The following is a 12,211-nucleotide window of genomic DNA, read 5'->3' as shown; positions in this document are numbered from 1 at the left end:
GCGGGTGTCATCGCCCGCCTTGCCCTAAAGACACCTCGGGTTTCACCACATGTTACGACTATTCCTTGCGGGCCTCGCAATCCTGTGCGCCTGCCTGACGGCCAACGCGCAAGAGGGCGGTTTGCAACCGATCCTGCAAGAGCATCAGGAGATCATCGCCAAAAGCTCGCGCAAGACGATTGGGCCTGCGATTGATGCGATTGCCAGCAGCGGTCTACCGCAAGCGCAGGTGATGCTTGAGACATGGGCGGCCAAAGACGTGTGGATGCGCAAGTCGGATGGCTTGTTCTTTTCAGGCAAAAAGGCCGAGGGGCGGTCGTATGAGTTGACCGATTTCGACACCGGAGACGTCGTTGGCACGTATCAAAAATCCGACCTGAAGCAGTTGAAACCCAATAGCGGCATCCGCGCGATGATCGGGACGGCTTTGGTGCAGTTCCAACTGACCGACCCGGATCGTGCCAAACGTCTGGCTGCTTTGACATCTATCCAACGCGATCCCGAAGGCGCTCTGCTGGAGCCGCTGCGCGCCTCGATTGACGACGAGCCCGATGCCGATCTGAAAGCGCAGAAACAACGTCTCGAGCGGTTGCTGACCATCGGCTACGACGAGGATACCGCAGCACGTGTCGCTGCGATTGAAGAGATGTCCGACGATTTGGGGGTGGACGTCCGCGCAGCCCTGAACCCTTTGGTCGTGACGAAGCGACAGGCGGGCACCGATCTGCCTTCTGATGCGAATATCGCCACTATTCTAGACCCCGGATCGGAAGCCCTGTCGCGGAACGAGGCATATGATCTGTTGGTTGCCAATGAACTTGCCGCACCGCGCACGTCGCCCGATGACATACGCGCCGCACTGGTCGCCAACATCGACGGAGGCCGCGTGGGGGGCATTCCTGTCGCGCAGCTGAACTCTGACACCACGCGTGCTCAGGCTTACGCTGCTCTGGCCGAAGCCGGCCTGGCACCAGCTTTGATCACCGACGCCGACATCGATTCTGCGTTGGAAACGCATGTCTTCTTTGAAACCTATGCCGAACCCTCACCCGAAGTCACAGCCGCCGCCGCAAAGGCACTGGAACAGATCGAGCTGAAGGTCGGCCTGAACCAGACCCTCGACCTGACGTTGGACGCGATCTCATTGGCGTCGATCTATTTCCTCGCTGCTATCGGGCTGGCTATCACGTTCGGCGTGATGGGCGTGATCAACATGGCCCATGGCGAGTTCATCATGATGGGCGCCTACACCGGCTATGTGGTGCAGCAGTTCATCCCTGACCATACGCTCTCGATCATCGTGGCGATCCCGATGGCCTTTGCCGTCACCTTCGCCATGGGCGTCGCGATGGAGCGGCTGGTGATCCGTTGGCTCTACGCCCGCCCGCTTGAGACCCTGCTGGCGACGTTCGGCATCTCGATCGCCCTTCAGCAATTGGCCAAGAACATCTTCGGCACACAAGCGCGACCGCTAACCGCGCCCGGCTGGCTGGACGGGGCATGGGTGCTGAACGATGTTGTCTCGATCAGCTATATCCGCATTGCGATCTTCGTTCTGGCGATGATCTTTCTTGGACTGTTTCTCTACATCATGAAGCGCACGCGGCTCGGGCTCGAGATGCGCGCGGTAACGCAGAACCCGCGTATGGCCGGGTCGATGGGGATCAATCCGGGGCGGGTGAATATGCTGACCTTTGGGCTTGGTTCCGGCATCGCCGGAATTGCCGGGGTTGCGATTGGTCTGTTCGCCAAGGTCACATCCGATCTGGGCAGCGACTATATCGTTCAAAGCTTCATGACCGTAGTCGTCGGCGGTGTCGGCAACATCTGGGGCGCGTTGGCGGGGGCCGGCATGATCGGCTTCTTGCAGAAGGGGATCGAGTGGATGAACCCGTCGAACACCCTCGCGGCCCAAACCTACATGATCATCTTCATCATCATTTTCATCCAGTTCCGGCCCAGGGGCATCATCGCACTCAAGGGCCGCGCGGCGGGGGATTGAGCCATGGAACGTAGCTTTGTCGCCAAGAACCCCTCGGTACTGGTCTTTCTGACCATCCTGTCCCTATTCACCTTGGGCGTGACCATCCTGTCCGAAGGGTTCGGAATCGGCGTGATCTCAACCAGTTTCGTCAAGACACTGGGCAAGACCCTGTGTCTGTGCCTGATTGCCGTAGCGATGGATCTGGTCTGGGGATTTACCGGCATCCTATCTTTGGGGCATTTCGCCTTCTTCGGGCTAGGAGGCTACATGATCGGCATGTGGCTGATGTACGAACGCACGCGTCTGATCGTGGTCGAGTCGCTATCGCAAGCCGAAATCCCGCCCACCCCGGCTGAGGTTGTGGACGCTATCGGAACGCAGATTTTTGGCGTGGTCGGATCGTCGGACTTCCCGTTGATCTGGGCCTTTTCCCATAGCCTGACCCTGCAACTGATGCTGGTCGTGTTGGTGCCCGGACTTCTGGCGCTGATCTTCGGCTGGCTGGCCTTCCGCAGCCGGGTTACGGGCGTTTATCTCTCGATTCTGACTCAAGCCATGACGCTGGCGCTGGCCCTCTATCTGTTTCAGAACGACAGTGGATTGCGCGGGAACAACGGCTTGTCGGGCCTTCAGAACCTACCCGGAATTAGCGCCTCTCAGGATGTGGTATCGATCTGGTTTCTTTGGGCATCCGCACTGGCGCTGGGGCTGGGCTATATCACGGCTGCGTGGATCGTATCGGGCAAGTTCGGATCGGTACTCAGGGGCATTCGCGACAATGAGGCGCGGGTTCGGTTCCTAGGGTATTCTGTCGAGGTTTATAAACTTACTGTCTTCACGCTGACCGCCTGTTTCGCCGGGATCGCAGGCGCGCTCTACTACCCACAAGCAGGCATTATCAACCCCGAGGAGATGGCCCCGATCGCCTCGATCTATCTGGCCGTGTGGGTCGCTATCGGCGGGCGCGGACGTTTGTACGGCGCAATTATTGGCGCCGCCTTCGTCAGCCTGCTGAGCACGTGGTTCACCGGTGGACAGGCCCCGGACATCTCGCTGGGCTTTTACACGATCAAATGGGTCGACTGGTGGCAGGTCCTGCTGGGCGTTTCTTTTGTGCTGGTGACGCTGTTCGCCCCACAAGGGATCGGAGGCTTGTTTGACCTTTGGACCAAGCGAAACCACCCAGGCCGGCACGGCGCGGCCCTTGGCCCCGATGACGGGGCATTGCGTGAAAAGGAGGCTACGGAATGAGCACTCTGCTTGAGGTGAACGGCGTTTCTGTCACCTTCGACGGGTTTCGCGCCATCAACAACCTTTCCTTCCGGATCGGTGAGGCGGAGTTGCGTGCTGTCATTGGCCCAAACGGCGCCGGGAAAACGACGTTCATGGATATTGTGACTGGCAAAACCCGGCCCGACGAAGGTCGTGTGATCTGGGGCGAGAAATCCGTCTCGCTTTTGCGGATGAGCGAGGCCAAGATTGCCCAGGTGGGAGTTGGCAGAAAATTCCAGAAACCGACTGTGTTCGAGGATCAGACGGTGCAGGAGAACCTGCTTATGGCATTAAAGAACAAACGCGGATGGTTGGGTGTTCTGCTGTATCGTCCCGTTGCAAACGACTTGCACAAGGTCGAAGAATTGGCGGCTGAAATTGGCCTGGGCCATGACCTCGACCGCAAGTCAGGTGAGCTGAGCCATGGCCAAAAGCAATGGTTGGAAATTGGCATGTTGCTGGCGCAGGACCCGCATCTGCTTTTGGTCGATGAACCCGCCGCTGGTATGACGCCGCAAGAACGCGAACACACAACCGATATTCTGGTCAATGCGGCCAAAACCCGTGCCGTCGTGGTCGTTGAACATGACATGGAATTTGTCCGGCGGTTGAACTGCAAAGTCACTGTCTTGCACGAGGGCTCGGTTCTGGCTGAAGGCAGTCTTGATCATGTGACATCCAACCAGGACGTGATCGATGTCTATCTGGGGCGCTAACTGATGTTAAATTTAACCGATCTGACGTTGCACTATGGGCATTCTCAAATCCTAAACGGAATCTCCATGGAAGCCCGGCAAGGTGAAGTTACCTGTGTCATGGGAACCAATGGCGTTGGAAAAACCAGCTTGATGAAAGCGATCTCAGGCACGCACCCACGTTCAGGAGGCAAGTTAGAATTGGATGGCGAGTCTCTGGGCGCCTTGCCTGCGCATCGGATGGCGTGGAAAGGGGTTGCCTACGTGCCGCAGGGGCGCGAGATTTTCCCACTGCTTACGGTGCGAGAGAATCTGGAAACCGGATTTTCGTGCCTACCGGCATCTGAACATGTCATCCCCGACGAAATATATGATCTTTTCCCTGTCCTGAAGAAAATGCAAAACCGGCGCGGTGGGGATTTGTCCGGCGGGCAACAGCAGCAGCTAGCTATCGCGCGGGCCCTGATCACAAAGCCACGCCTTCTGTTGTTGGACGAGCCGACGGAAGGTATCCAGCCAAACATTATTCAACAGATTGGAGACGTGATCCGGCACCTCAGGGCCACAGATGACATGGCAATTGTTTTGGTTGAGCAATACTTCGACTTTGCCTATGACCTTGCCGACAGGATCGTCGTGTTGCGGCGCGGGGAGGTCATGATCAAAGGCGCAAAGGAAGATTTGACGCGTGATCAGGTCTTGCGGATGGTTCGAGTTTAGTTAGGCCCGATTTGAATCCCTTCTGCAACAATCTTTGTAATGTTTGAATTTGGTCTCTTTTTTGCCGGAATTCAGATTGATAATGAGCCACTGTTAATAAGTATGTGTTTCGGGATGAGTGCGGGCAGATGAGATGAGATCAGATCATAGGGGCCAAATAGCGATATCATGGGCGCAGACCGAGCTTGATGAGCTTGAATCAGCGCCGTTGGAATCCTTGGTGGTTGGTGCGGCTTGGTCTTGGCGTGGACAAGCCCTGGTTTTGGCCACAAGCTTGGAGCAAAGCATCGAACGCATTGGCTCGATGGGTGCGGCTTCGTCTTCTGTTGCTGATCGTTTTGCTATTATCCGGGAAGTTGCGGGTGATACCTGCGCCTCAGTCGTTCTGTCGAACGGGGCGCAACAGTTCTGTGCGGATTTGGTCGTGCAAGAGGGTGATGTTGACCCGACATTTGTATTTGAAAACGGCTGCCCGGCACGGGACCAGCAGTTTTGGATCAGCGAAGTGTCGCGCTACGCCACGCCTGCATCGGCGCGCACCGCGCCGGATGCGAACGTTGTCAGCTTTCCTCACCCAGGCTTGTCCTGACTCTTTTTCCTTTGCTGTCTGCATGTAATTGTTCCGGGTTGGTCTAGCTGATCCATAGAGTATGTGTGCCTTGCAGGTTCGATGCATCGAACCGCGGATTAGCGTGTTGACTCTTCCCTTTTTGCAGATATAAGCGCGGCTTCATTGGTGTTGGTGGCCCCCGTAAGGGGATGCCTGTCATGGGGGAAACCTCAAGAGGACAACGCCCTTCATATTGGCCCTTTGGGCCTCGACTAATACGAAGGAGATCAGCCGTGACCAAACGCACGTCTGCCAAGTACAAAATCGACCGCCGGATGGGCGAAAACATCTGGGGTCGTCCGAAATCCCCGGTCAACCGTCGTGAATACGGCCCCGGCCAGCACGGCCAGCGCCGCAAGGGTAAGCTGTCGGACTTTGGTCTGCAGCTGCGCGCCAAGCAGAAGCTGAAAGGCTACTATGGCGACCTGACCGAGAAGCAATTCCGCCGCATTTACGCAGAAGCCGAGCGTGTTAAAGGCGATACCGGTGAAAACCTGATCGGTCTGCTGGAGCGCCGTCTGGACGCTGTTGTTTACCGTGCCAAGTTCGTGCCGACTGTGTTTGCCGCACGTCAATTCGTGAACCACGGCCACGTCAAGGTGAACGGCAAGCGGGTCAACATCCCTAGCTACCGCGTCAAAGAAGGCGATGTGATCGAAGTGCGTGACAAGTCGAAGCAACTGGCTGTTGTTCTTGAAGCTGCTGCTCTGGCCGAGCGTGATGTGCCTGACTACATCGATGCCGACCACTCGAAGATGACCGCGACTTTCGTGCGCGCACCGGGCTTGGGTGATGTGCCTTACCCGGTCATGATGGAACCGAACCTGGTTGTTGAATTCTACGCGAAGAACTGATCTTCGCAGACAAATCGAATTCAAAGGGCCGCGCCATTTGGCGCGGTCTTTTTTGTTTGAAGGGGGGCTCTGCCCCCGTCGCTGCGCGACTCCCCCGGGATACTTCTGGCCAGATGAAGTTGGGATCAGAGGGGGAGCGGGCGCCTTTCGGCAATGGCTTCCATGGCGAAATATGATGTGACACTGTCCAGCTCGACCTTTTCGATCAAGCGTTGGTAAACCTTATCGTAGGATGCCATATCCTGTGTGACGACCTTGAGCTGATAGTCATAGTCTCCACCAATCCGGTGAAAATCCACCACTTCTGGGATCGTCAACACGTGGCGTCTGAAGGCCTGCAGCCAATCGGCCGAGTGATGGCGCGTTCGCAGCATGACAAAAACCACAAGCGTCAGGCCCAGTTTCTCACGTGCGATCCGCGCGGTCGAGCCGATGAGCACTCCGTTTTCATTCAGAGCCTTCAGGCGCCGCCAGCAAGCATTTTGCGACAGGCCAACACGATCCGCCAGTTCGCGCTGAGACAGCGTGGCGTCTTTTTGCAGCTCCTTGAGGATGCGCGTGTCTATCTGATCTAATTTATGCGACATTCCTAATCATATGACACAATTATTAAGAAATATATGCAAAAATAAATGAGCTATTCCCGCGAAGAGTAAATCACCTTGGTGGCATAGCTAGGAGCAATGACATGACCCTGTCCAGATTTCGTGCGGAACTCTGTTCCACCACTCAAAATTCCAATCTGCGCGACGGATTGATCGGAGAGAACGTTCTGATCCCGGGTTTGAATGGGGATGTGCCGCTTGTGTATGCGGATTACGTAGCTTCGGGTCGCGCGTTGCAGCAGGTCGAAGACTATGTGGCCCATCATGTTCTTCCGTTTTATGCAAACAGCCACACCGAGGCCTCGTATTGCGGATCATATATGACGGGTCTGCGTCGCGAAGCGCGTGCCGAAATTGCCCGTAGCGTGGGGGCTGCCGAGAACGACGCGGTGATCTTCACCGGGTCGGGCGCGACATCAGGGTTGAATCGTCTGGTGAATTTGCTGGGCGTAGAGGACGCAGCGAACCCGGTTGTTTTGATTGGTCCATACGAGCACCACTCGAACATTCTGCCTTGGCGGGAAAGCAAGGCGCAGGTCGTCGAAATCCCCGAAGCTAAGGGAGGTGGGATTGATCTGGACGTGTTGGAAGAAACGTTGGCGACACATGCCGATGCTGATCTGGTGATCGGGTCCTTTTCTGCGGCTTCGAATGTCACGGGCATCATCACTGACCCGGATCCGGTCACTCGGATGCTCAAAGCAAATGGAGCGATGGCTGTTTGGGACTATGCCGGGGGCGGGCCCTACCTGCCGATGGATATGGGCCCCAAGGATGCGCGTAAGGATGCGATGGTGGTGTCACCGCATAAGTTTCCGGGCGGGCCGGGCGCGTCGGGTGTCCTGATCGTGAACAAGCTCGCGGTGCAGCGGCGCTGCCCCAGCTGGCCGGGCGGGGGAACAGTCAGTTTTGTGTCGCCCTGGCGTCACGATTACAGCGACGATCTGTCGACGCGGGAAGAGGCAGGCACACCCAACGTCATCGGAGATATCCGCGCGGCTTTGGCATTTATCGTCAAGGATGTTGTGGGCACCGACGAAATCGCCCGTCGCGAAGAGCGATTCAATCAGATGGCGCTGAACGGTTGGAAAGACAATCCCAATCTGACCTTGTTGGGGGTCGAAGCCGCGCATCGCCTGCCGATCTTCTCGTTCCTGATACGGGACAATGCGGGTCAGCCGGTGCATCAACAGCTGTTCACTCGGATGCTGAGCGATGTCTATGGCATTCAGGCGCGTGGTGGGTGTGCCTGTGCCGGGCCTTATGCGCATCGTTTGCTGGGGATCGAACGCGCCGCATCGGACGAACTGCATGCAGCGCTTTCGGCCGGGGAAGAAATGAAAAAGCCGGGTTGGGTGCGTTTGAACTTCTCCTACCTCATGAGTGAAGAGACGGTTCAGTTCATCATCGATAGCGTCAATGACCTATCTCGCCGGACCGAGGAGTTTGCGCCCTATTACAACGCTGACCCGGCGACGGCCCGTTTCAAGGCGGCATAGAGGAATTGCTGCTTTTCTCAATCCTTTGAGACGGGTATGAGAGGCTCATTGAACGGAGCCTCTCATGACCAAGATCACCCCACAACCCGGCATAATGGATATCGCGCTCTATCAGGGCGGACAATCGCATGTGGCCGGTATGGAGCATGTGATCAAGCTGAGTTCGAACGAAAACCCGTTCGGGCCAAGCCCCAAGGCGATTGAAGCGATACGTGGCAGCGCCGCCACTTTGCACCGTTATCCCAGCACCGATCACGCCAGCCTACGTACGGCCATAGGCGCGCGGCACGGTTTAGACCCAGCGCAGATCATATGCGGTGTCGGCAGTGATGAGGTGTTGCAATTCGTCGCTCAGGCTTATGCAGGACCGGGGGATGAGGTGATCTATACCGAGCATGGGTTTTCCATGTACCCGATCATCGCGCGCATGGCCGGGGCGACACCCGTTATGGTGGCCGAGCGGGACCGCAAGGTGGATGTCGATGCCATTTTGGCCGCCGTTACGGGGCAGACGCGGATCGTATTTGTCACCAACCCCGGCAATCCAACCTCGACCATGATCTCAAATGACGCGCTGGAGCGTCTGGCGCAGGGTCTGCCTGACAGCTGTCTGCTTGTACTGGACGGGGCCTATGCCGAGTTTGTGGATGGCTTCGACGGCGGTGCCTCACTTGTGGATGCCCATGAGAATGTCATCATGACCCGGACCTTTTCGAAAGTTTACGGGCTGGGTGGGATGCGAGTTGGCTGGGGCTACGCGCATCAGACCATCATCGACGTGATGAACCGGGTACGGCAGCCCTTTAACCTCTCGCTGACAGCATTGGCCGCGGCAGAGGCAGCGGTAGACGATGTGGAGTTCCTGTCCTTCTGTCAGGCTGAAAACGCGCGGTTGCGTGCGTGGCTGGCCGAGGAGTTGGCCAAGATCGGGGTTCACTCGGATGCGTCCTGTACCAACTTCATCCTTGCGCGTTTTGCCGACAGGGCCGAGGCTGAGGCCTGCGATGACTACCTGAAAACGCAGGGTTTGATTGTGCGCCGGGTTGCAGGCTACAACCTGCCAAACGCTTTGCGGATCACCGTGGGCGATGAACAAGGCTGTCGTAGCGTTGTTGCTGCGATCACTGCATTCAAAGAGGGTGCCGCATGAGCCAGATATATGACCGCGTTGCGCTGATTGGGTTGGGCCTGATCGCCTCGTCCATGTTCTGGGCCATCAAACGCGCCGGTCTGGCCGGTGAGGTCACTGGCTATGCGCGGTCCGAGGCAACCCGCGACACGGCCCGCAAGATCGGCCTATGCGATCGTGTTTGCGACACGGCGCGCGAGGCCGTGGACGGGGCCGATCTGGTGGTGCTTTGCGTTCCGGTCGGCGCGATGGGAGCGGTGGCCGAGGAGATTGCGCCGGTTTTGAAGCCCGGTGCCACCGTCTCTGATGTAGGCTCGGTCAAGCGACATGTGATCCAAAGCGTTCAACCGCATATTCCCGAAGGCGTGCATTTCATCCCTGCACACCCATTGGCAGGGACCGAGCATTCCGGGCCCGAGTCCGGCTTTGCTGAGCTGTTCGACAATCGGTGGTGTCTGCTGGTTCCGGTTGAAGGCACTGATCCAGATGCGATTTCCCGCTTGCGCGCGTTATGGGAGGGTATGGGCTCGAATGTCGATGAGATGGACGCGGATCACCATGATCTGGTTCTTGCCGTCACCTCTCATGCGCCGCACCTGATCGCTTACACGATGGTTGGGGTTGCAGATGATCTACGTCGGGTCACGGATACCGAGGTCATCAAATACTCGGCTGCCGGCTTCCGTGACTTTACGCGTATCGCAGCCTCGGACCCGACGATGTGGCGAGATGTTTTCCTGTCCAACAAAGACGCGACACTGGAAATTCTGGGGCGGTTCACCGAGGAGCTTTTTGCCTTGCAACGCGCCATTCGCACCGGGGATGGAGAGCACCTGTTCGACTATTTCACCCGCACACGGGCGATCCGGCGGGGCATTATTGATGCGGGCCAGGATACGGACGCACCAGATTTTGGCCGGGGAAAGATTGGATCATGAGGCCGATTGCGGGACACCTTCTGATCGTGGTGGCCGCACTCTGGTGCGGTATTGGCCACGCGTCGGCGCCCGAGCAATCGTTGGTCCCCATCGCGCGCCCATCAGACACCGTCGATCTGGCGGCTGTTACCAGTCGGACGGCAACCCCGTTGAGCATCCCAAACATGCGGCCCGTCCCGCGACCTGTATCGCCTCAGATCGCCGCCATTGCGGCGCGACCATCTGATCTGCCGCTGCTCAGCCCGGATACCTCTTTGACGCCGTTTGCGCGGCCAGAGGCTTTGGAACAGCAGATTTTGTTCAAGAAACGCAAGCTGCGCAAAGGCTCTGTCTGTGGGGATATTGCGATACAGGGCAAGCCTATGGGCCGTGTAACCAGCAAGACCAAGGCTTGTGGTGTCAAGGATGCTGTACAGATCACCTCGGTCTCGGGTGTCACGCTCAGCCGCGCGTCGACGATGGATTGCGGCACGGCGATTGCACTGAACGAATGGGTAGACAAGTCCGTTAAACCGACCTTCAAGCGACGCGGGCCCGTGGTTCAGTTGCAGGTGGCGGCTCACTACGCCTGCCGCACTCGCAACAACCGCAAGGGCGCGCGAATATCAGAGCATGGCAAGGGCCGCGCCATCGATATCTCGGGCTTTGTCATGGCGGACGGAGAGGTTGTGACCGTGCTGAACGGATGGCGCAAGAACCCGTCGCAAAAGCAGCTCAAGAAGGTCTGGCGCGGGGCTTGCGGGCCGTTTGGCACGGTTCTGGGCCCAAACTCAGATCAGTACCACCGCGATCATTTTCATCTGGACACGGCCCGTTATCGCAGCGGCGCCTATTGTCGCTAACGCAGGATCAGGCGCGGGGCTGGCCCCAAGGGTAGGGGGCCCAATGCCACGAACCCGTCGCGGAAGTTCAACTGCAAATCCAGCGCATTTGGATTGCCGCCCAGCCCGGCCAGAAAGTTCAGCGCACGTGTAACCGGATCAACGGCTTGATCCGGCAGGGCCCCCGCCGCATTGGCCATGGCGATCATATCGCGCCAGTTCTCGGCCTTGATCGCTATTTCCCCGGTCGGAATGCCCTGCATGTCGACATCCAGTTCTCCTGCCGCAAACAAGCGAAGCTCACCCCATTTGATTTCGGCCAGGTTCAACGTGATTTCGATAGGTTGGGGACGGTTCTGTTCAATGGCGGTGCGATCCCACGGTTTGTCAAAAAAGGTCACCATATCCAGTTCCAGCGTCTCGAACCGCTGGGGCAGCGATGAGGCGGAATGCATCAGTGCGCGCAGGTCGTTCCCCGGTGCAAAGCCATCGATCTGCGCGGTGATCGCATAGGCTTCGGGCGTGTTTGTCTGCTCCATCATCAGGCTTAGCGTATTGCCGCCTGCCAGCGCCTCGTCGGCGTCGGTGATATGCCAGGGCCCTGCTGTCAGCGCCATCTTCTCAAGCACCAGTGCTACGCCGGGCTGCAACTGAAGTTCGGCTTGTAGATCATCGGCGGTGATGGTCGCTGTTTGATCAAAGTAGGACAGACGTTGGGGTGTTTCGGCAAAGCGCAGGATTTGGCGTCCGGGCCAGATCGCGGGGCTTTTGAATTCGATCCAGTCCGCGCTCCACGCGGTTCCGGTGGCGGGATCGGCCAGTGCTGGGCTGTTCAGGCGGGTGACGTGATGTCCGGGAAAGCCTGAGGTTTCAACGTCGGCGAATTCGGATTGCCATCCGCGCGCCTGCTGCGCATCAAACCAACTGGTGATCGCATTGCGCAGCCCATAACCCGCAACGAACCAATACAGGCTCCATAGGGTGACGATGAAAAAGAGAACTCGTATCAGTCGGCGCATCCGCTTTGGCCTTTTTCCTGCCTCGGATTTGATGTTTATAGGCCCAAACGGGCAAGGACCAGTGC

At 57.8% G+C, this 12,211-nt stretch carries 12 protein-coding genes; 10 read left to right on the top strand and 2 right to left on the bottom strand.

The window, feature by feature from the left end:
• Positions 1–49: 49 nt before the first annotated feature.
• The 6 genes from urtB to rpsD all read left to right on the top strand — a co-directional run bounded on the left by urtB (position 50) and on the right by rpsD (position 6,135).
• A complete protein-coding gene (urtB, locus tag ACR0JX_RS13045; RefSeq protein ID WP_480544235.1) occupies positions 50–2,002 on the top strand; it encodes an urea ABC transporter permease subunit UrtB in 1,953 nt (650 codons plus the stop codon).
• A 3-nt stretch (positions 2,003–2,005) separates the two neighbouring features.
• Positions 2,006–3,235, top strand: a complete 1,230-nt coding sequence (urtC, locus tag ACR0JX_RS13040; RefSeq protein ID WP_480544234.1) for an urea ABC transporter permease subunit UrtC — start codon at positions 2,006–2,008, stop codon at positions 3,233–3,235.
• A complete protein-coding gene (gene urtD / locus ACR0JX_RS13035; protein WP_480544233.1) occupies positions 3,232–3,972 on the top strand; it encodes an urea ABC transporter ATP-binding protein UrtD in 741 nt (246 codons plus the stop codon). The genes urtC and urtD overlap by 4 nt, the downstream gene beginning before the upstream one ends.
• Before the next feature lie 3 nt (positions 3,973–3,975).
• Positions 3,976–4,671, top strand: coding sequence for an urea ABC transporter ATP-binding subunit UrtE (gene urtE / locus ACR0JX_RS13030; RefSeq protein ID WP_480544232.1), 696 nt, complete (start codon positions 3,976–3,978; stop codon positions 4,669–4,671).
• 133 nt (positions 4,672–4,804) lie between these two features.
• Positions 4,805–5,260, top strand: coding sequence for a hypothetical protein (locus tag ACR0JX_RS13025; RefSeq protein ID WP_480544231.1), 456 nt, complete (start codon positions 4,805–4,807; stop codon positions 5,258–5,260).
• A gap of 254 nt (positions 5,261–5,514) precedes the next feature.
• Positions 5,515–6,135, top strand: a complete 621-nt coding sequence (rpsD, locus tag ACR0JX_RS13020) for a 30S ribosomal protein S4 (RefSeq protein ID WP_170536174.1) — start codon at positions 5,515–5,517, stop codon at positions 6,133–6,135.
• Between the two features lie 125 nt (positions 6,136–6,260).
• Here rpsD and ACR0JX_RS13015 read toward each other — a convergent pair whose 3' ends face one another.
• A complete protein-coding gene (locus tag ACR0JX_RS13015; protein ID WP_480544230.1) occupies positions 6,261–6,722 on the bottom strand; it encodes an Lrp/AsnC family transcriptional regulator in 462 nt (153 codons plus the stop codon).
• 101 nt (positions 6,723–6,823) lie between these two features.
• On the opposite strand from ACR0JX_RS13015, the gene ACR0JX_RS13010 reads away from it, so the two are divergent.
• From ACR0JX_RS13010 to ACR0JX_RS12995, 4 genes are all read left to right on the top strand, one after another.
• Positions 6,824–8,239, top strand: a complete 1,416-nt coding sequence (locus ACR0JX_RS13010) for an aminotransferase class V-fold PLP-dependent enzyme (protein WP_480544229.1) — start codon at positions 6,824–6,826, stop codon at positions 8,237–8,239.
• Positions 8,240–8,303: 64 nt separating this feature from the next.
• On the top strand, positions 8,304–9,389 hold the full coding sequence (hisC, locus tag ACR0JX_RS13005) for a histidinol-phosphate transaminase (RefSeq protein ID WP_480544228.1): 1,086 nt from the start codon (positions 8,304–8,306) through the stop codon (positions 9,387–9,389).
• Positions 9,386–10,306, top strand: a complete 921-nt coding sequence (locus ACR0JX_RS13000) for a prephenate/arogenate dehydrogenase family protein (protein WP_480544227.1) — start codon at positions 9,386–9,388, stop codon at positions 10,304–10,306. The genes hisC and ACR0JX_RS13000 overlap by 4 nt, the downstream gene beginning before the upstream one ends.
• On the top strand, positions 10,303–11,148 hold the full coding sequence (locus tag ACR0JX_RS12995) for an extensin-like domain-containing protein (protein ID WP_480544226.1): 846 nt from the start codon (positions 10,303–10,305) through the stop codon (positions 11,146–11,148). The genes ACR0JX_RS13000 and ACR0JX_RS12995 overlap by 4 nt, the downstream gene beginning before the upstream one ends.
• Here ACR0JX_RS12995 and ACR0JX_RS12990 read toward each other — a convergent pair.
• A complete protein-coding gene (locus ACR0JX_RS12990; RefSeq protein ID WP_480544225.1) occupies positions 11,145–12,146 on the bottom strand; it encodes a DUF2125 domain-containing protein in 1,002 nt (333 codons plus the stop codon). The two genes, ACR0JX_RS12995 and ACR0JX_RS12990, sit on opposite strands and share 4 nt — an antisense overlap.
• Positions 12,147–12,211: the final 65 nt, after the last annotated feature.

Source organism: Ruegeria sp. AH7 (assembly GCF_056541325.1).
This window is presented reverse-complemented; position numbering and strand designations above follow the sequence as displayed.